Origin of the sequence: Streptomyces luteolifulvus, from assembly GCF_008806595.1 — a bacterium.
Taxonomy (GTDB): domain Bacteria; phylum Actinomycetota; class Actinomycetes; order Streptomycetales; family Streptomycetaceae; genus Streptomyces; species Streptomyces luteolifulvus.
On sequence record NZ_VZRB01000021.1, the window covers coordinates 1 to 18,692 of the forward strand.

At 71.9% G+C, this 18,692-nt stretch carries 22 protein-coding genes; 9 read left to right on the forward strand and 13 right to left on the reverse strand.

The window, feature by feature from the left end:
- Positions 1–201: 201 nt before the first annotated feature.
- The 5 genes from F7R91_RS26530 to F7R91_RS26550 all read right to left on the reverse strand — a co-directional run bounded on the left by F7R91_RS26530 (position 202) and on the right by F7R91_RS26550 (position 5,184).
- Positions 202–912, reverse strand: coding sequence for a VIT1/CCC1 transporter family protein (locus F7R91_RS26530; protein ID WP_150951968.1), 711 nt, complete (start codon positions 910–912; stop codon positions 202–204).
- A 67-nt stretch (positions 913–979) separates the two neighbouring features.
- Positions 980–2,209, reverse strand: coding sequence for an amidohydrolase family protein (locus tag F7R91_RS26535; protein ID WP_150951971.1), 1,230 nt, complete (start codon positions 2,207–2,209; stop codon positions 980–982).
- Positions 2,206–3,492 carry an amidohydrolase family protein gene (locus tag F7R91_RS26540; RefSeq protein ID WP_150951974.1) on the reverse strand — a complete coding sequence of 429 codons (1,287 nt, stop codon included), beginning with the start codon at positions 3,490–3,492 and terminating at the stop codon, positions 2,206–2,208. The genes F7R91_RS26535 and F7R91_RS26540 overlap by 4 nt, the downstream gene beginning before the upstream one ends.
- Positions 3,493–3,502: 10 nt before the next feature.
- A complete protein-coding gene (locus tag F7R91_RS26545; protein WP_150951977.1) occupies positions 3,503–4,387 on the reverse strand; it encodes an SDR family NAD(P)-dependent oxidoreductase in 885 nt (294 codons plus the stop codon).
- Positions 4,387–5,184, reverse strand: coding sequence for an acetoacetate decarboxylase family protein (locus F7R91_RS26550; RefSeq protein ID WP_150951980.1), 798 nt, complete (start codon positions 5,182–5,184; stop codon positions 4,387–4,389). Before F7R91_RS26550 ends, F7R91_RS26545 begins: the two co-directional genes overlap by 1 nt.
- A gap of 173 nt (positions 5,185–5,357) precedes the next feature.
- Here F7R91_RS26550 and F7R91_RS26555 point away from each other — a divergent pair, with 173 nt between their 5' ends.
- The 3 genes from F7R91_RS26555 (at position 5,358) to F7R91_RS26565 (ending at position 7,538) form a co-directional block, all read left to right on the forward strand.
- Positions 5,358–6,353, forward strand: a complete 996-nt coding sequence (locus F7R91_RS26555) for a DEDDh family exonuclease (RefSeq protein ID WP_150951982.1) — start codon at positions 5,358–5,360, stop codon at positions 6,351–6,353.
- 92 nt (positions 6,354–6,445) lie between these two features.
- Positions 6,446–6,679 (forward strand): hypothetical protein, encoded by a 234-nt coding sequence (locus tag F7R91_RS26560; protein WP_150951985.1) that lies wholly within the window; start codon positions 6,446–6,448, stop codon positions 6,677–6,679.
- Positions 6,680–6,749: 70 nt separating this feature from the next.
- Entirely contained in the window at positions 6,750–7,538 is a 789-nt protein-coding gene (locus tag F7R91_RS26565) for an SURF1 family cytochrome oxidase biogenesis protein (protein WP_150951988.1), read from the forward strand.
- A gap of 188 nt (positions 7,539–7,726) precedes the next feature.
- Here F7R91_RS26565 and F7R91_RS26570 read toward each other — a convergent pair whose 3' ends face one another.
- From F7R91_RS26570 to F7R91_RS26580, 3 genes are read right to left on the reverse strand one after another with little or no spacing between them, the layout of a single operon-like run.
- Positions 7,727–7,918, reverse strand: coding sequence for a YbdD/YjiX family protein (locus tag F7R91_RS26570; RefSeq protein WP_150951991.1), 192 nt, complete (start codon positions 7,916–7,918; stop codon positions 7,727–7,729).
- On the reverse strand, positions 7,915–10,065 hold the full coding sequence (locus F7R91_RS26575; protein WP_150951994.1) for a carbon starvation CstA family protein: 2,151 nt from the start codon (positions 10,063–10,065) through the stop codon (positions 7,915–7,917). Before F7R91_RS26575 ends, F7R91_RS26570 begins: the two co-directional genes overlap by 4 nt.
- 53 nt (positions 10,066–10,118) lie before the next feature.
- Positions 10,119–10,334, reverse strand: a complete 216-nt coding sequence (locus tag F7R91_RS26580; protein ID WP_150951997.1) for a DUF3311 domain-containing protein — start codon at positions 10,332–10,334, stop codon at positions 10,119–10,121.
- A gap of 166 nt (positions 10,335–10,500) precedes the next feature.
- On the opposite strand from F7R91_RS26580, the gene F7R91_RS26585 reads away from it, so the two are divergent.
- Genes F7R91_RS26585 through F7R91_RS26605 form a run of 5 tightly spaced genes read left to right on the forward strand, consistent with a single transcriptional unit; the run spans position 10,501 to position 15,500 of the window.
- Positions 10,501–12,057 carry a sodium:solute symporter family protein gene (locus F7R91_RS26585; protein WP_150952001.1) on the forward strand — a complete coding sequence of 519 codons (1,557 nt, stop codon included), beginning with the start codon at positions 10,501–10,503 and terminating at the stop codon, positions 12,055–12,057.
- Positions 12,054–12,632 carry an RNA polymerase sigma factor gene (locus tag F7R91_RS26590; RefSeq protein WP_408056065.1) on the forward strand — a complete coding sequence of 193 codons (579 nt, stop codon included), beginning with the start codon at positions 12,054–12,056 and terminating at the stop codon, positions 12,630–12,632. Before F7R91_RS26585 ends, F7R91_RS26590 begins: the two co-directional genes overlap by 4 nt.
- Positions 12,629–12,919, forward strand: a complete 291-nt coding sequence (locus F7R91_RS26595) for a hypothetical protein (protein ID WP_150952003.1) — start codon at positions 12,629–12,631, stop codon at positions 12,917–12,919. The genes F7R91_RS26590 and F7R91_RS26595 overlap by 4 nt, the downstream gene beginning before the upstream one ends.
- A 33-nt stretch (positions 12,920–12,952) precedes the next feature.
- Positions 12,953–14,740, forward strand: coding sequence for a glycoside hydrolase family 15 protein (locus tag F7R91_RS26600; RefSeq protein WP_150952006.1), 1,788 nt, complete (start codon positions 12,953–12,955; stop codon positions 14,738–14,740).
- Between the two features lie 4 nt (positions 14,741–14,744).
- Positions 14,745–15,500 carry an SDR family oxidoreductase gene (locus F7R91_RS26605; RefSeq protein WP_150952009.1) on the forward strand — a complete coding sequence of 252 codons (756 nt, stop codon included), beginning with the start codon at positions 14,745–14,747 and terminating at the stop codon, positions 15,498–15,500.
- A 6-nt stretch (positions 15,501–15,506) separates the two neighbouring features.
- On the opposite strand, the gene amaP is transcribed toward F7R91_RS26605, so the two are convergent.
- From amaP to F7R91_RS26630, 5 genes are read right to left on the reverse strand one after another with little or no spacing between them, the layout of a single operon-like run.
- Positions 15,507–16,094 (reverse strand): alkaline shock response membrane anchor protein AmaP, encoded by a 588-nt coding sequence (amaP, locus tag F7R91_RS26610; protein WP_150952012.1) that lies wholly within the window; start codon positions 16,092–16,094, stop codon positions 15,507–15,509.
- Positions 16,091–16,783, reverse strand: a complete 693-nt coding sequence (locus tag F7R91_RS26615) for a DUF6286 domain-containing protein (RefSeq protein WP_150952015.1) — start codon at positions 16,781–16,783, stop codon at positions 16,091–16,093. Before F7R91_RS26615 ends, amaP begins: the two co-directional genes overlap by 4 nt.
- Entirely contained in the window at positions 16,780–17,163 is a 384-nt protein-coding gene (locus F7R91_RS26620; RefSeq protein WP_150952018.1) for an Asp23/Gls24 family envelope stress response protein, read from the reverse strand. Before F7R91_RS26620 ends, F7R91_RS26615 begins: the two co-directional genes overlap by 4 nt.
- Positions 17,160–17,342 (reverse strand): hypothetical protein, encoded by a 183-nt coding sequence (locus F7R91_RS26625; protein ID WP_150952021.1) that lies wholly within the window; start codon positions 17,340–17,342, stop codon positions 17,160–17,162. The genes F7R91_RS26620 and F7R91_RS26625 overlap by 4 nt, the downstream gene beginning before the upstream one ends.
- Before the next feature lie 49 nt (positions 17,343–17,391).
- Entirely contained in the window at positions 17,392–17,874 is a 483-nt protein-coding gene (locus F7R91_RS26630) for an Asp23/Gls24 family envelope stress response protein (RefSeq protein ID WP_191971651.1), read from the reverse strand.
- Positions 17,875–17,961: 87 nt separating this feature from the next.
- Between F7R91_RS26630 and F7R91_RS26635 the strand changes: the two genes are divergently transcribed.
- Complete coding sequence (locus tag F7R91_RS26635; RefSeq protein WP_150952024.1) at positions 17,962–18,645, forward strand: nucleopolyhedrovirus P10 family protein; 684 nt, start codon at positions 17,962–17,964, stop codon at positions 18,643–18,645.
- Positions 18,646–18,692: the final 47 nt, after the last annotated feature.

Consider the following 18,692-nt stretch of genomic DNA (forward strand, 5'->3'; position numbering starts at 1 on the left):
GCCGGTGCACATCGATCCCTACGTAAGCCGACATCGCGGGCCTCCAGACCCCGACTCGGCTCCCCCAGAACGATTGTTCCCTGAACGAGCCGGGAGGGGGAGCCCCCGCCCTCATAGGGTCAGGTCAGCCACGACCAGACGTAGTTACCGACAAGTATTTCCGTCGGTATGCGCTTGCCTGTCGGCGATCTCCGCCAAGTCCTAGACGCCCGCCGCCCCGAGCAGCGTCCCGGCCGCGTAGGTGATCCCCATGGCCAGCGCGCCGCCCGCGACATTGCGCAGCACCGCCCGGCTCGGCTCCGCCGCTCCCAGCCGTGCGCTGCTCCAGCCGGTGAGGACGAGGGCGGCGAGGACGGAGACCACGGTGACGCCCAGCCGCCAGGCCTCCGGCGGCAGCACGACGGCGAGCAGCGGCAGCAGCGCCCCTACCGTGAACGCCACGAAGCTCGCCCACGCCGCGTGCCACGGGTTGGTGAGCTGGTCGGGATCGATGCCGAGCTCCACGCGCGCGTGCGCCCTGAGCGCATCGCGTTCGGTCAGCTGGACCGCGGCCTCGCGGGCCACGTTCCGGGACAGCCCCCGTTGCTCCAGCAACTCGGTCAGCTCCTCCAGTTCGGCCTCCGGCCGCTCGCGCAGCTCCCGCTTCTCCTGGGCCAGCGCGGCCTTCTCCGAGTCGCGCTGGGTGGAGACCGACACATACTCCCCCGCGGCCATCGACATGGACCCAGCGAGCAGTCCGGCCAGACCGGCCGTCAGCAGGGCGGCGCGTTCATGCGTTGCGCCGGCCACGCCGACGACCAGTCCTGCGGTGGACACGATGCCGTCGTTCGCCCCGAGGACCGCCGCCCGCAGCCAGTTCAGGCGCGCTCCCAGCCCGCCGCCGTGGGCCTCGCTGTGCACTGATTCCGTCACACCCGGAGGATCGCACCCCGGGCGTCAGCGGCTCCGTACCGACGCCCCGAACCCTCTTCCCCGGGCGTCACCAGACCCGCAGGGACGCTCCCTTCGCGAACACCGGGCTCGTCGCGTCCGCCGGCGGTTGGGCGAGGGGTTCGGCCAGTTCGGTCACCGCAGGGCCCACCTTCGCGGCGATCGCGTCCAGGGCGTCCAGGTCGAAGCCGTACACCCGTGCCGCGTTGCCGCCGACCATCGCCGCGACCTCGTCGCGGGGCACGCCCGCATACGCGTACCGCAGGCCCTCGCGGGAGTAGGGGTGGGTCCCCTCGTCGTGCGGGTAGTCGCTGCCCCACATGATCTTCTCGACACCGATGCGCTCGCGCAGCGGCACCTCGTGGGGGCGCATGAAGCTGGCCCCGACGAAGCAGTTGTCCCGCCACACCCGGGAGGGGCGTTCGCCCATGCGTGCCGCGAGTCCCGCACCGAACTTCGACTCGGCCGTGGACGCCTTCGTCGCGGCCGGGACCAGTCGGCCGTGGTAGTAGTCCAGCATGTCGAGCACCCCGGGGATCCAGCCCGATCCCTGCTCGGTGAGGACGAGCCTGAGGCCCGGGTGACGGCGGAAGGCGCCGCCGAAGACCAGGTGCCACAGCGCGCGGTGGGAGAACCAGGTCGTCTCGACCATGAACACCGCACGGGCCGCCGGTTCGTCGCCCAGCGGCGGGGACGCCGAGCCACCGTGGTGGTTGACGACGACGCCGAGTTCCTCGCAGACCGCCCAGATCGGGTCGTACGCCGACGAGTAGAGCTCGGGCAGACCCGAGCCCGGGGGCGTGCCGGGCAGGAGGACGCCGCCCGTGAGGCCCGCCCGGGAAGCCCGGCGGATCTCCCGCACCGCCTCGTCCACATCGTTCAGGAGGATCTGGAAGACGCCCGCGCGCCGGCCCGGTGCCGCCTCGCAGAAGTCCGCCAGCCAGCGGTTGTGGGCGCGCAGCCCGGCCCACCGCCGCTCGAAGTCCGCGGTCGAGGGCGCCGGTGCCATCAGGGAGCCGGACGGGAAGAACGGCGGGATCGTGTTGGGGAAGACCACCTCCGCGACGATGCCGTCCGCCTCCAGCTCGGCCAGGCGCCGTTCGGAGTTCCAGTTCCGGTCGGCCGTGTCGGCGACCAGGTCCTCGTAAGGATTGACGTAGGTGGCGGCCCACGCGTCGAACTCGTCGTGGTGGCGCTTGTCCAGATACGGCCGGTAGTCCAGGAGGTCGGCGCCCGCGTGGCAGTCCGCCGAGATGACGGTGTACCGCTCGTCGTTCATGGAGTCGCCCCGAGCACAGGGAAGTCACGGCCGGTCAGCCAGTGCCGGCCGGCCTCGCGCGAGCGGGCCCAGGACTCCGTCACGGCCGCCTGGTCCTCGCTCTGGCCGAGGTCGGCCGGGGTGGGTCCGATGCGCCTGGCCAGCGGGGCCAGCTTCTGCGTGTCGAAGCCGAACACCTCCGCGGCCGCAAGACCCAGCATGCGGCGCGTCTCCGCCACCGGGATGTCGTGGAAGGTGCGCCGCAGCCACGCACGAGTGTCGGGCCAGGTGCCCTCGGGATGCGGGAAGTCGCTGCCCCAGAGGATGTTGTCGACACCGATCTCGTAGCGCTGGGCCAGTTCACGGCGCTTGGTGTTGGTCGCGCAGACGAACATCTGACGGTCCAGGTACTCGTGCGGCGGGCGGCGCAGCTCCTCGAACGGGGACAGCTTCTTGCCGCCGTGCGCACCGAGATAGAGCCGGTCCATGAACCAGAGCAGGTTCGGCAGCCACCAGCAGCCCGACTCGGCGACACCGAACTTCAGGCCCGGGTGGCGTTCGAAGACGCCGGACCAGAGCAGGAACCACAGCGGCCGGGCGGGCCACCAGGTCACCTCGCTCACATAGATCCCCAGGTGGTCGCCGTACTCCTGGCGCGGTGCCGCCCCCGAGTGGGTGACCACCGGCAGCCCGCACTCGGCGGCCGCCGCCCACACCGGGTCGTAGCGGCGGTCGTGGTAGGGCTCCTTGTCGGCCCACATGGCGGGGATCATCAGGGCACCGAGACCTGACTCCTTGGCGCGGTACACCTCCCGGACGACCCGCTGCGTGTCCCCCGTGACCGGCAACAGGGCCACCCCGCAGTGCCGTTCGGGGTGCTCGGAGACGAAGTCGGCCAGCCAGCGGTTGTGCGCCTGCGCGCCCGCCATGCCCAGCTCCGGGTCCTGGTCCCCGGAGAGGCCGAGGCCCACACCGAAGGGCGCGGCGGTCCGGCTGTCGACGGCGTCGGCGTCCGGGAAGACCACCTCGGCCGCGACTCCGTCGCCGTCCAGCTCCTTGAGGCGCTGCGCGGTGTCCCAGCCCCCGCGCAGCCCCTCCTCGTTGTCCTGGAACCACTTGCTCGCGAACTCCTCGTTGCGGACACCGAGCCGGGTCATCTCCTCGCGGCGCCGCTCCCGTCCGGCGAGGAACTCGTCGAAGTCCCGGTGGAAGCGGGAGTCCAGATAGGGCCGGTACTCCTCGGTGGGCAGTCCGGCGTGGCAGTCGGAGGAGATGATCAGATAGGGGTCGTCCTGGTCGGTCACTGCTGCCCCCTCAGTCGAGGATGAAGCTTTCGAGATACGACGGGTTCGCGCGGTCGAGCATCGAGGCGGCCCGCGCCCGGATCTGCTCGTCGCTGTGCTCGCTCTGAGGGAGCAGCCAGAAACGGCCCTCGCGGATGCCGTCCACGACGAGGTCCGCGACCTCCTCGACGGGCGTGAAGCGGACCTCCCGGCCCGCCTGCCTCATCGCGGCCTCCCACTGGCCGAGGCTGCGGTACGGCGTCCTGCGCGGCCGCTGCTTGGCGTACCGGGCGGGCCTGTTGCGGTGCGACTCCCACAGTCCGGTGCGCAGCATGTGCGGGCCGGGGAAGAGGACCGACGCGCCCACGCGCGCGTGCTCCGCCTTCAGGTGCGCGTAGAGGGACTCGGTCATCGTCACCACGGCCGCCTTGGTGACGGCGTACACGGAGGCGGTGGGCAGCGGGGCGATCCCGCCGTCCCCGGAGGACGTGTTGACGACATGGCCGGGTTCGCCGGAGGCCAGCATGCGCGGCACGAACGCCTGGACGCCGTGGAAGACGCCCCACACATTGACGGCGAAGGCCCATGCCCAGTCGTTCGGGTCGTGCTCCCACATCCGGCCCTCGGCGCCCGAGCCGACCCCGGCGTTGTTGCACAGGACGTGGACGGCGCCGTAGGCCGCATAGGCGGACTCGGCCAGTTCCAGGACCTGTTCGCGCGCCCCGACGTCCACCACGCGCGCGTGGACGTCGGCGCCGTCGGAGCGCAGGGCCGAGGCGGCCTTCTCCAGGGCGCCCTCCTCGACGTCGGCGAGGACCACCTTCAGACCCTCGGCCGCGAACCGACGGGCCATCGCCAGCCCGATGCCGCCCGCCGCGCCGGTGACGACGGCGACCTGTCCGGCCTCCAACTCCATCACGCGCCCCTCTCGGGCGGGGCGTCGAGGAACTGCCGGGGGTCGTCGTAGCGCTGGTGGATGTACGGCAACAGGGCCTGCGCGTCGACCTGTTCGACGACTCTGCCCCGCTGGTCGCTGGTCTTCTCGCCGATGGTGATCCCGATCAGGCGGTGCACGGGGAGGTCGGCGACGGGGTCGTACACCGACTCGCGCAGGACGACGTCGCCGGTGACCCGCTCCAGGCTGCGCACCCGCTCGTTGCGCACACAGTGCACGAGCACCGGGTCGCCGTCGAAGCCCGAACCGTCCACCGCGGGAAGGAACTTGAAGTAGAAGTCGGTCTTCCGGGCGGGCTCCGGCAGCGGCAGCTCGCCGTCCACCGCGCCCCGCACCTCGACGAAGGCGATGCCGTGCCGGGCGAGGGTGGCGCGGACGACGAGGCCGTCCCGTTCGACCGTCACCTCTCCGAGCTTCTTGGGCTCCCCGAAGACCTCACGGCCGCCGGTCAGGGCCCGCTCCTGGGTCATCGGCATGACGAGCGGGTACCAGCCGTCGACGCCGTCGTGGGCGGCGGCGACCGCGAACGAGCCCGCGCCCAAAGGGTGTCCGGGCAGCTCGACCCTGCTGATGTTCACCCGGACCAGGGGGCGGCCCGTGGGTTTGAGCGGCGGCGGGAGGACCGCGGCGACCGCGTCCGGGTCGGTCTCCCAGAGGGCCACCACTCCGGTGGACCAGATGTCGGGGAGCCTGGAACTCGCTGTGCGTGCGGCGGCGATCTCCGCCTCGGTCCGTGCGCCGTAGCGTACGCGTGCCATGTGCCGTACCGCCCTTCGTGAGGCCGTCACCTGCCAGGCGGGCAGCACGCTTGCACCGGGCGGGCAAAAGGTCCATAGCCGCGCGCACGGACATTCGGGGCACTCGAACAGGCGGGTGGCGCAGGGCACCTGAGGGAACGGACTGTCAGTCGCGGCCCGTATCCTCAGGGACCATGCTCGAAGACCTCACAACGGCGGCGTCCTCCGCCACAGCGTGGCCGGCCGCGTATCCCGAGGGATACGCGGTCGTTGACGTGGAGACCACCGGCCTGGCCCGGGACGACCGGATCATCTCCGCGGCCGTCTACCGGCTGGATGCGCGCGGTGAGGTCGAGGACCACTGGTACACGCTGGTCAATCCGGAGCGGGATCCGGGCCCGGTGTGGATCCACGGTCTGACGAGCGAGGCACTCGAAGGCGCGCCCCTCTTCCCGGACATCGCCGAGGAGTTCTCGGATCGGCTCGCGGACCGGGTGCTCGTCGCGCACAACGCCGTCTTCGACTGGCAGATGATTGCACGTGAGTTCGCGCGCGCCCGGCGGGAGGCGCCGGTGCGTCAGCGGCTGTGCACCATCGCGCTCTCCAAGGAGCTGGGCCTGCCGCTGCCCAACCACAAGCTGGAGTCACTGGCGGCGCACTTCGGGGTCGTACAGCAGCGGGCGCACCATGCGCTCGACGACGCGCGCGTGCTGGCGGAGGCGTTCCGGCCGAGCCTGCGGGCCGCGGCGGCCGGCGGGGTGCGGCTGCCGCTGCACGAGTGCCGGCCGCTGACGGAGTGGACGGACCGGGCGGCCAGACCCCGCATCGGCCATCAGCCGGGCGGCTACGGCGGCTATCGGCCGGGCAGTTGGCGCCCCTCCCGTAAACGCCCCGCGTGCCCCTATCCCAATCCGGGGCGCTACGAAGACGGCAAACCGCTCAAGCAGGGCATGCGGGTCGCCTTCTCCGGGGACACCTCGGTCGAACGGGAGCTGCTGGAGGACCGCGCGACCGAGGCCGGGCTGCATGTGGCGACGAGCCTGTCCCGGCTGACCAGTCTGCTCGTCACCAACGACCCCGACTCGGGCACGTCGAAGGTGGTCAAGGCGCGGCAGTTCGGGACGCCGGTGGTGGACGAGGCGGCGTTCGGACAGTTGCTCAGGGATGTGGAGCCGGCGTCGGAAGGGTGACCTCGGCGCGTGACCGTACGGACGGGTGATTGCCGTGCGACTCGCCCGGCGGCGTCTCGCCCGCGCGGCGCGGACGGCTCACCCTGTGGCCCATGGCGACCTGCGAAGTATGTGGCAACAACTACGGAATGACCTTCGAGGTGCACGCACAGGGCGCGGTGCACGTCTTCGACTGCTTCTCCTGTGCGATCCACCGCATGGCACCGATCTGCGAACACTGTCGTGTACAGATCATCGGCCAGGGCGTCGAGGTCGAGGGCCACTGGTACTGCGGCGCGCACTGCGCCCGCTCGGAAGGCAGGGTGGGGATCGTCGACAAGGTCTGAGCCCGCCCCAGCCGACCTTCCGGTACCACCCGCCCGACTGCACCCCACGACCGAGTTGTACGGTCGTGGGGTGTACCGCTTTCTGTTGTCCCGGCAGTGGGTGATCCTCACGCTGGTCGCCCTCGTTCTGATCCCCACGATGATCAGGCTGGGCTTCTGGCAGATGCATCGCTACCACGAGCGCACCGCCCGCAACCAGCTGGTCTCCGAGGCGCTGGCGGCCGAGCCGGTACCCGTGGAGAAGCTGACCTCCCCCGGCCACACCGTCACCCGCGGCGAGCGGTACCACGGCGTGACCGCGACGGGCAGCTTCGACACCGAGCGGGAGGTCGTCGTCCGGCGGCGCGTCAACGCCGACGAAGCGGTCGGATTCCACGTCCTCACCCCGTTCGTCCTGACGGACGGCAGGGTGCTGCTGGTCAACCGCGGCTGGATCCCCGGGACCGCGTCCCAGTCCGCCTTCCCCGAGATCCCCGCGCCGCCCGGCGGCCGGATCACCGTCACCGGGCGGCTGATGCCCGACGAGACGACCGCGGCGAGCGGCATCAAGGACCTCTCGGGACTGCCGGACCGGCAGATCATGCTGATCAACAGCGAGAAGGAGGGGCGGCGCCTCGGCGCGGACGTGCTCGGCGGCTACATCACGCTGATGGCACCCGAACCGAAGGGCGACACCCCTGAGCCGATCGGCCGGCCGGGCAGCGAGAACGCCGCCCTGAACTACGCCTACGCCCTCCAGTGGTGGCTGTTCGCCGCGGGCGTCCCGGTCGGTTGGGTGATCCTGGCCCGCCGCGAGGCCCGCGACCGGGCGGAGAAGGCACAGCGACCGACCGAGGACCCGACACCCGCGTCGGTGTGACGCTGCCCCTCACGCGGGCTGCCGGTCGTGGCCGTCGCGATCGGGGCGGAGCAGCGTGGCCGGCGGCCGGGCCCGGCCGCTCGGTCTCGGTGGATACGTGGGCCGACTGCGCACGGGATGCGCGAGGCGGGCGTGTCCTCCCTAGCGGGAAGGCACGCCCGCCTCGCGATCAAGACGTCGCACGAGGGTCAGCAGCAGCGGCCGGGGGCCTCGCATTCTCGTTGCAGGGTGCGTATCCGGTGGAACTCCCGGCGGGTCGGCACCGGGGCCTTGGGGTGGTGGCGGCGATGCCGCTCGCAGTAGCGGTCGTACTCCGTCTCGCCGACCAGTTCCCGCGCGTACCAGAGCATGGTGTCCAGGACCTTCCGTACGGCGCTCATGAGCCCGTCCCCACCAGCGTGTCGTCGCTGCGCTGGGCCGGCAGGTCGATGCGCGACTCGACGTACGGCGCCTCCGTCGTCGGCAGCGGCTCGGTGGACCGGAGGGCCCGGACGCACACCGCCGCGCAGTTGACCAGGACGATCAGGACCAGGAGCAGGAAGATCGCCATGATCACGCCGTCGACGGTGTTGTTGAGGACGATGGTGTGCATGTCGTCCATGTTCGTGGCGCCCGGCAGGAGCTTGCCGGCGTCGATGGCGTCCGCGTAGGCCTCGCGCTGGGCGAAGAAGCCGATCTTCGGGTTGCCGGAGAAGATCTTCTGCCAGCCGGCGGTGAAGGTGACGGCCACGTCCCAGACCAGCGGGACACCGGTCACCCATGCCCAGCGCAGCTTGCCGGCCTTGATGAGCATGGTCGTGGTGACGGCCAGGGCGACCGCGGCCAGCAGCTGGTTGGCGATGCCGAACAGCGGGAACAGCTGCTTGATGCCGCCGAGCGGGTCGGTGACACCTGCGTAGAGGAAGTAACCCCAGGCGCCGACGACCAGGCCGCTGGTGATCCAGATGCCCGGCTTCCAGGTGACCCGGCCGATCGGCTTCCAGACGTTGCCGAGCATGTCCTGGAGCATGAAGCGGCCGACCCGGGTGCCGGCGTCCACCGTGGTGAGGATGAACAGCGCCTCGAACATGATGGCGAAGTGGTACCAGAAGGCCTTCAGCGCGGCACCGCCGAACACCCCGGAGAAGATCTCCGACATGCCCACGGCCAGGGTGGGCGCACCACCGGAGCGGCCGACGAGCGTCTGCTCCTCGACGGCCTTGGCCGCCGCGGTGAGCTGGTCCGGGGTGATGGTGAAGCCGAGGCCCTTCACGGCCGCCGACGCGGTCTCCACGGTCGGGCCGAGCAGCGCGGCCGGGGAGTTCATGGCGTAGAACAGGCCGGGTTCGAGCACACAGGCCGCGATCAGGGCCATGACGGCGACGAAGGACTCCGTGAGCATGGAGCCGTAGCCGATCATCCGGACCTGGGACTCCTTTTGGATCAGCTTCGGGGTGGTGCCGGAGGAGACCAGCGCATGGAAGCCGGACAGGGCGCCGCACGCGATGGTGATGAACAGGAACGGGAAGAGCGACCCGGCGAACACCGGTCCGGCGCCGTTCGAGGCGAAGTCGGTCACCGACTCGGCCTTGAGTGCCGGGGCGGCGATCACCACACCCAGGGCCATCAGGGCGATGGTGCCGACCTTCATGAAGGTCGACAGGTAGTCACGCGGCGCCAGCAGCATCCACACCGGCAGCACGGAGGCGACGAAGCCGTAGCCGACCAGACAGAAGACCAGGGTCTCGGGGCTCCAGACGAAGTACTCGGCGAGCGAGGAGTCCTGGATCCAGCCGCCGCCGAGGATGGCGAGCAGTAGCAGTCCCACACCGATGACGCTGGTCTCCACGACCCGGCCCGGCCGCAGATAGCGCAGGTAGAAGCCCATGAAGAGGGCGATGGGGATGGTCATGGTGACCGAGAAGGTGCCCCAGGCGGACTCCGCCAGCGCGTTGACGACGACCATCGCGAGGACCGCCAGCAGGATGATCATGATGGCGAACACGCCGATCAGCGCGGCGGCACCGCCCACCTTGCCGATCTCGTCCCGGGCCATCTGGCCGAGGCTCTTGCCGTCCCGGCGCATGGAGAGGAACAGGACGATCATGTCCTGGACCGCACCGCCGAAGATCACGCCCGCGACGATCCAGATCGTGCCCGGCAGATAGCCCATCTGCGCGGCCAGCACCGGACCCACCAGCGGACCGGCGCCGGCGATCGCCGCGAAGTGGTGGCCGAACAGCACCCGGCGGTCGGTGGGGTGGTAGTCGACCCCGTCCTCCAGCCGCTCGGCGGGAGTGGCGCGGGTGTCGTCGACCTCGAGGACCCGGCGGGCGATGAAGCGGGAGTAGAAGCGGTAGGCGATGGCGTACGAGCCCAGCGCGGCCATCACCAGCCAGACGGCGGAGATCTCCTCGCCGCGGGCCAGCGCGATGACTCCCCAGCCGGTCGCGCCGAGCAGGGCGACCGCGGCCCATAGGGCAAATGACCGCATTCGTGATTTTTCCGGCGCTCTGTGACCGGATTCGGGCAGGGCTGATGTGGGCATGGCGGCTCCTCACCGGGCGGTGAACAAGAAATGCGCGGGCGGATCAGCGCGGGTCAGCGGCGACGACGGTTCGTCAGCGCATACGCGGCGAGCAGGCAGAGGCCGCACCCCGGCACCCAGGCGAGCTGGTACCAGTAGAAGAACGGCGTCCCCGCCAGCCGCGGCTCCGCGCCGGCGTACCAGGGGACCCACAGCAGGCCTGCGGCGGGCGCGAGAAGCAGTACGGCGATCGCGACGCGCCGTAGCCGGTGATGACCGGTCCGTGCCATGACCTGCGCTCCTCTGCCGCTCGCTGTCGGTCTGTGCAAGAGTTGCCCACCCGCCGGAACCGGTTGACACGACTTCCAGGAAATTTCCCGCCGCTTCCGTGTCCTCCAAACGGGTTCTCCGCGCAACTCTCCCGCGAGGGCACAGGCACACCAAGGACGGTGACCCATGGCCGACGGCGCCATGACCGCGACGTTCCTCGCCGTGATCGGCGGAGCGTCGCTGCTCGCCGTGACCGCGCGCCGTCTGCACCCCACGGACCGGCTGCCCTCACTGGAGGGCTGGGCCCTCGCCGACCGCAGCCTCGGCCCGGTGTGGACCTGGCTGCTGCTCGGCGGCACCATCTTCACCGCCTACACCTTCACCGCCGTACCCGGGCTGGCGTACGGCAACGGCGCAGCCGCCTTCTTCGCGGTGCCGTACACGGTGATCGTCTGCCCGCTCGCCTTCGTCCTGCTGAGCCGTCTGTGGACCGTGGCCCGCCGGCACGGCTATGTCACCGTCGCCGACTTCGTGCGCGGACGGTACGGGTCGCCGCCGCTGGCCCTGGTGGTCGCGCTGACCGGCATCCTGGCGACCATGCCGTATCTGGCGCTGCAACTCCTCGGCATACGCGCGGTGCTGACGGCCGGGGGCGTGTACCCGCAGGGCGCGGCCGGGGACCTTGTGATGGTGGCGCTGTTCGCGGGGCTCGCGATCGCCACGTACCGGCACGGGCTGCGCGCGCCCGCCGTGATCTCCGCGCTCAAGGCGGTCGCGGTCTTCGTCTCCCTCACCGTCGTGTGCTGGCTCGTCCTGGAGCGGCTCGGCGGACCCGGTGCCGTGTTCGAGGGCGCGGCCCGGCGGCTCGGCGGCACCGATGTGGCCCACTCCCCCCTGCTGCTGTCCCCGGAACAGCAGCCCGCCTACGCCACGCTCGCCCTCGGCTCCACGCTGGCCCTGCTGATGTACCCGCATGTGCTCACCGCCGGTTTCGCCGCCGACGGCCCGCGCACCCTGCGCAAGGTGAGCGTGGCGCTGCCCGCCTGGACGGGCCTGCTCGCGCTGTTCGGCTTCCTCGGCGTCGCGGCGCTCGCGGCGGGGGTGCAGGCGCCCCGGGGCGGTGCGGAGGCCGCGGTGCCGATGCTCGTCGACCGGCTGATGCCGGGACCGCTGGCGGGGCTGGTGTTCGCGGCGATCACGGTGGGCGCGCTGGTCCCGGCCGCCGTGATGTCGATCGCGGCCGCCACCTGCTTCGTCCGCAACGTGTACGTCGAGTACATCCATCCGACGGCCACACCCAAACGGCAGGTGCGCATCGCCAAGGCCGTGTCGCTCACCGCCAAGGTGGGCGCGGTGGCGTTCGTGTTCGGGCTGCGCGACCAGGACGCCATCAACCTCCAACTGCTCGGCGGGGTCTGGATCCTGCAGATCTTCCCGGCCGTGGCCGTCGGGCTGTTCACCGGCCGGCTGCACCCGCGCGCGCTGCTGGCCGGCTGGGGTGTGGGCATGGTGGCCGGGACCTTCATGGTCGTGCGCGAGGGGTTCTCGTCCGTCGTGGCCCTGGGCTCCGGGCCGTGGGAGATCTACGCCGGGCTCGTGGCCCTGCTGCTCAATCTGACCGTCGTGGTGGCCGGCACCGCGGTCCTCGAACGCCTCGGCGTCCCGCGCGGCGCCGACGCCACCGACCTGCCGCCCCGTCTGACCGTCGGACGGGGCCCGGAGACGGGAGCGAACAACCCGTGAGACGCAGACACACGACTCCCGTGCGGGAACCCTCCGCCCAGGAGCCGGCCGAGCCCCTCGTACCCGCCCCGGCCGGCCCTGCCGACCTGGAACGCGAGGCCGGCCTCGCCCGCCTCTTCGAGCTGCACTACTCCTCGATGCTGCGCCTCGCCGTGCTGCTCGGCGCGGACGATCCGGAGAACGTGGTGGCCGAGGCGTACTACCAGATCTACCGCAAGTGGCGGCGCCTGAGGGACGTCGAGGCGGCGGAGGCCTATCTGCGCTCCACCGTGTGCAATCTGACCCGGATGCGGATACGTCATCTCCAGGTCGCCCGCAAGCACGTGGAGACCCCTGCGGAGGAGACCGTCGCCTCCGCCGAGAGCGCCGCGCTGCTGCGCGACGACCAGCGGGTGCTGATCGACGCGCTCCAGCAACTGCCGCCCCGTCAGCGGGAGGCGCTGGTGCTGCGGCACTGGCTCGGACTGAAGGAGACCGAGATCGCCGCCGCGATGGGCATCTCCTGCGGTTCGGTGAAGACACACACAGCACGCGGCACCACCGCGCTGACCCAGGCGATGGAGGCCCGACGATGAACGACACCAGCCCGGACCGCACGGAGCGGGAGCTGCGCGAGGCCCTGCAGGCACTGGCCGGCGGGGTGCAGCCCGCCCCCGACGCCTATCGCACGGCCCGTGGCGAGTGGCTGCGCCGTGAACGCCGGCGGCGGCTCGTCCTCGCGGTGCTGATCACCGTCGTCTTCGCCCTGGCCACGCTGATCGGCCTGTGGGTCCTCAACCAGGCCCCGTCCGACCCCGGCGTGATCTTCTCCGGCACGGACGCCGGACTCGGGCACGCGTCACCCGCCCGGCCCCAGCCCTGATTGTCCCGGCACCTCGCCGGGAACCCGCACCCCGTGCACCCCCGTATCGAGGACTACGCCGTCGTAGGCGACGAACAGACCGCGGCCCTGGTCGGCAAGGACGGTTCCGTCGACTGGCTCTGCCTGCCCCGCTTCGACTCGGCCGCCTGCTTCGCCAGACTGCTCGGCGACGAGGAGAACGGCCACTGGCGCATCGCCCCCAAGGACGCGAAGGGTCCCTGCACCCGCCGCGCCTACCGCCCCGGCACCCTTGTGCTCGACACCGAGTGGGAGACCGACGAGGGCACGGTGCGCGTCACCGACCTGATGCCGCAGCGCGACCGCGCCCCCGATCTCGTACGCGTCGTCGAAGGCCTCAGCGGCCGGGTCACCCTGCACGGCACACTGCGGCTGCGCTTCGACTACGGCTCAGTCGTGCCCTGGATGCGCCGCTCCGACGGCGTCCGGGTCGCCGTCGCCGGCCCCGACTCGGTGTGGCTGCGCAGCGAACCCGCGGTGCACACCTGGGGCAAGGACTTCGGCACCCACTCGGAGTTCACCGTCGGCGAGGGCGAGAAGGTCGCGTTCGTCCTCACCTGGCACCCCTCGCACGAGCCGCGTCCCCCGCTCGTCGACCCGCACGAGGCGCTGCGCGCCAGCGTCGCGGACTGGCAGGCCTGGGCGGACCGCTGCCGCTACCGGGGCCCGCACCGGGACGCCGTCGTACGCTCCCTGATCACCCTCAAGGCCCTCACCTACGCGCCGACGGGCGGCATCGTGGCCGCCGCCACCACCTCGCTGCCCGAGCGGCTGGGCGGCGTGCGCAACTGGGACTACCGCTACTGCTGGCTGCGGGACTCCACCCTCACCCTGAACGCGCTCCTCGCGGCCGGCTACCACGAGGAGGCCGCGGCCTGGCGCGACTGGCTGCTGCGCGCGGTCGCGGGCGACCCGGCAGACCTCCAGATCATGTACGGACTGGCGGGCGAACGGCGGCTGCCCGAGTTCGAGCTGCCCTGGCTCGCCGGTTTCGCCGGCTCCAAGCCCGTACGGATCGGCAACGAGGCCGTCAACCAACTTCAACTGGACGTGTACGGCGAGGTCATGGACTCGCTGGCGCTGGCCCGGCGTTCGGGCCTCTCCGTCAAGCCGCACATGTGGGCCATACAGTGCGCCATGGTGGACTTCCTGCAGACGGCGTGGCAGCAGCCGGACGAGGGGCTGTGGGAGGTACGCGGGGGCCGGCGCCCCTTCGTGCACTCCAAGGTGATGGTGTGGGTGGCCGCCGACCGCGCCGTGCGCGCGCTGGAGGAGTACCCCGATCTGCCGGGCGACCCCGACGGCTGGCGCACGATGCGGGACGAGGTGCACCGCGAGGTGTGCGAGAAGGGCTACGACCCCGAGCGGAACACCTTCACGCAGTACTACGGCTCGCGCGAACTCGACGCCTCGCTGCTCCTGATCCCGCGCGTCGGCTTCCTGCCGCCCGACGACCCGCGCGTGATCGGCACCATCGACGCCATCCGCGACGAACTGGACCACCACGGCTTCGTACGCCGCTACAGCGCGCACAAGACCGGCGTCGACGGTCTGCCGGGCAGCGAGGGCAGCTTCCTCGTCTGCTCGTTCTGGCTGGCGGACGCGCTGCACATGACGGGCCGTACGAAGGAGGCCCGGGAGCTGTTCGAACGGGTCGCGGGCCTCGCCAACGACGTGGGCCTGCTGGCCGAGGAGTACGACCCGGTGACCGGCCGGCAGCTCGGCAACTTCCCGCAGGCGTTCAGCCATATCGGCCTGGTGAACACGGCCCTCGCCCTGTTCGGGGGCGACGAGGCAGGATAGGGCCATGGATCTTGGACTGAAGGACCGGGTGTACGTCGTCACCGGGGCCACCCGCGGACTGGGCAACGCCGCCGCACGCGAACTCGTGGCCGACGGTGCAAAGGTGGTCGTCACCGGACGGGACGAGAAGCGCGTCGCCGACGCGGCCGCCGAACTGGGCGCCGACGCGGCCGGGCTGGCCGTCGACAACGCCGACCCCGAGGCGCCCGCACGGCTGATCGGCGCCGCGCGCGAGCGGTTCGGCGGCTTCGACGGCATCCTCGTCAGCGTCGGCGGGCCGCCGCCGGGGTTCGTCGCCGACAACACGGACGAACAGTGGCGGGCAGGGTTCGAGTCGGTCTTCCTCGGGGCGGTGCGGCTCGCTCGCGCGGCGGCCGACGAGCTGGAGGAGGGCGGGGTCATCGGGTTCGTGCTGTCCGCGTCGGTGCACGAGCCGATTCCGGGGCTGACGATCTCCAACGGGCTGCGGCCCGGGCTCGCCGGCTTCGCCAAGTCCCTCTCGGACGAGCTGGGGCCGCGGGGGATCCGGGTGGTGGGGCTGCTGCCGTCACGCATCGACACGGATCGCGTGCGCGAGCTGGACGGGTTGTCGGCGGATCCTGAGGCCACGCGCGCGGCGAACGAGTCGCGGATTCCGTTGCGACGGTACGGAACGCCCGAGGAGTTCGGGCGGACGGCGGCGTTCTTGTTGTCCCCGGCGGCTTCTTATCTGACCGGGATCATGCTGCCCGTGGACGGGGGAATGCGGCACGGGTTCTGAAGGTCGTCAACTCACCCTCTCCGCGCCGTGCTTGACCGCCTTCAGGCGGACCTCCGTGGGAAGTGAGGCCAGGCCCGCCGAGTTGCGGGCGTGGGCAAGTGCGCCGGTGGTGAGGTCGTGCAGGGCCTCTCCGGCGTCGACGTTCGGTTCCAGGAGGAGGCGTACGCGCGTTTCGGGGGCGTCGCGCCGGCCGGTCAGCAGCACATGGGCGCGAGCCACGCCGTCCAGGTTCCGGGCGTCCGTCGTGAGGACGCCCTCCAGGGCTCGCCCCCGCAGCAGCGCGCCCGCGCCGTCGCCGGTGTCGACGAGCACCTCGGAGAGCCGGCGGCGGCGCAGGACCGCGGTCAGCCACCACAGGGCGAGCAGCACCAGGACGGCGAGTAGTGCGATGACGGTCGGCCACCACCAGTCGTCGTCCCGCCACCGGGTCCGCTCGGCCTCGCTGAGCAGCACGTCGTGCCGTCCGTCGTGGATCCACCACGCGGGAGGGTTCAGCCCCAGCCCGACGGCGAGAACGGAACCGCCGAGGGCGACCAGCACCAGGCCGATGAACCCGAGCAGTACCCGGTTGACGGTCCTGAGCACCTTAGTCACCCCTTCCGGCCGGTCCGCGCCACGTGCACCGTCAGGGCGAGCGGCCGGGACAGCCCGAGTGCCCTGATCGCCTCGGTCAGCACGGCGTCCAAGTCGCCATGGACGTCGTCCAGTTCACGGAAGTGCGAGACCGCGCGGACCTGCGCCTTCCTCCGTCCCGTGCGCACCCGTACCGACTGCACGCCGGCCACCTCCATGGCCCGGTCGCGCAGCACCATGGCGGCCGCGTCCCGGTGCAGTCCGGCGCGTACGTCGGGATGGGTGCGCCGCATCGGCAGCACGGCCCGCAGGCCTGGAGTGGTGGCCAGCAGGATCAGCCACAGGCCCACGGCGGCGGCGACTCCCGCGCCGACGAGCACCCAGATGTCGTCGAGGGGGCGCTCGGCGAGCTGCCCGGCCAGCTCCCGGCGCCAGCGCATCGCGGGCCGGTCGGCACGCACGGAGGCGATGTCGTAGAGGAAGGCGCCCGCGACGACGAAGAGCAGCAGCGCCACGATGCCCGCCGGGATGCGCCGCGAGGACCAGAACCGGCCGGTGCGGCCGGCCTCGTTCTCCGTGTCGTCGAGCGGAGGCGGTGGCTCGTGCTCGCCCGCCGCTGCGGACGTCTTCTCCAGGACCGGCAGACGCTTGGTGGTGCCTTCCGTGTCTTCCGTGCCTTCCCTGCTCTCGGTGCCCTGGGGCTCGCTCATGGCGTCCTCCCCTGTGCCACGCCGTGCGCCGGTACCACGTGCAACCGCTCCACCTGGACGGCGACCTCCGGCACGTCCATGCCCACCAAGGCGCCTACCCGCTCGGTGACATGACGACGCACGTGCCGGCACCGGGCCCCGATCTCGCCGGGGTACTCGAGTTCGAGATGGACACGGATCCGGGCGGTGTCGTGGTGCACGACGACGGTGGCGTGCGGGGGTGCGGCCTGCTCGGGCAGCGCCCCCAGCGCCTCGCGTGCCGCCTGCGCGGCGATCTTCGCGACGACCCGGTCCGCGATCCGGGTCGCGCCGCGCTCACCGGGCGGGACGACCGTCAGAGGTCCGCGGAGCCCGCCGGCTCCGTAGCTCACGGGCGTCACCGCCTCCGGTCACGGGGGCGGAAGAAGTCGCCGAGGTCCATGTCCCCCTCCAGGAATCGCCCGGCGACGAAACCGATGGCGCCCAGGGCCGCCACCAGCAGGAAGGCGCCGAATCCGCCGAAGTACCCGGCGAAGCCCAGCGCCATGCCGGCGATCATGCCGACCACGGCCATGCTCATGGTGCGCTCCTCCGCTCGTCAGACCATCAGCTGTCCGGCCGCCCGCGCGTCACTGGATCCGCGGTGCCGCTTCCTCTTCTTCTTCCTCCGGCAGCTTCACATCACTCACCGCGATGTTGACCTCGACGACTTCGAGGCCCGTCATCCGTTCCACCGCCGCGACGACGTTCTCGCGCACGGCCCGGGCGACGTCGGAGATCGACACGCCGAAGTCGACGACGATCTCCAGGTCGAGCGCGGTCTGCACCTCGCCGACCTCGGCCTTGACTCCCCGGGTCACGGCCTTCGACCCGCCGGGCACGCGGTCCCGCACCGCCCCGAAGGTCCGTGACAGCCCACTGCCCATGGTGTGCACGCCGAGCACGTCGCGCGCCGCCATCCCCGCGATCTTCTCGACGACGCCGTCGGCGATGGTGGTCCGCCCTCGGGTCGCCGGGTCGCCACCGCCGCGTCGGGTGGCCTTGCGCGTCTGCACCGGTTCCGGTCCGCCCTCTTGGGTCCTCGTCCGGTCCTGTTCCGTCATATCGGTCATCGCCGTACGTCCCTTTCGGTGGTCGTCCTGTGACCACGGTATGCGGGGTTGCGCCATCGCGCCCCGGGGATGCGGCAGGCTGGAGCAATGACGGCGGAGCAGTGGACGCAGGCGGTACGGCATCAGGTCGGGCTGGGCAGGATCGTCCCCCTCGGCGGCGCTCGCGACGGCGCGTGGATCTCCGAGGAGGCGGCCGGGGCCGTGCTCAGGCGCGCGGCGGCCGCACTGCGCGGGGTGCGGGTGAGCGCGCTCCGGATCGGGCTCGCCGATCCGGAGGACACCCAGGAACCCGCCGTACAGCCCCCGCCGAGCGCCCTGCCGCCCGGGCCGCTGCGGGTGACGGCGGAGTTCGCGGCAACGGCTGCGGACCCCCTGCCGACGGCGGCGGTGCGGTTGCGTGCCGCGCTGGCCGACGCGGCGGCCCACGGGCTCGGTCTGGTGGTGACGGACGTGGACCTGCGGGTGACGGCCCTGCTGGACGAGGAGCCGGAGCACACCACCGCGGCGCAGCGGGAGCCCGCGGCGGCGGTACCGGCCGGCGACCCCGTGGCCGCCGCCGCGCTGGCGGTCCCGGGCACGGCGCGGGTGACGCGCACCCATGTCGAGGAGCAGCGGACCGAGGCCGCGCTGCCACGCCGTCACATCTGGCTGGAACTGACGGTGGGCGCGGACCACCGGGCCCTGGATGTGGCCCGGGAGGTCCGCGCGCGGGTGGGCGAGGCGCTGCCCGATCACCCGACGGTGGCGGTGCTGGTGACGGCGGTCAGCTGACCGCGGGGCTCACTGCGCCGACGCCGGGCGGCCCGCGGCCTGCGCGG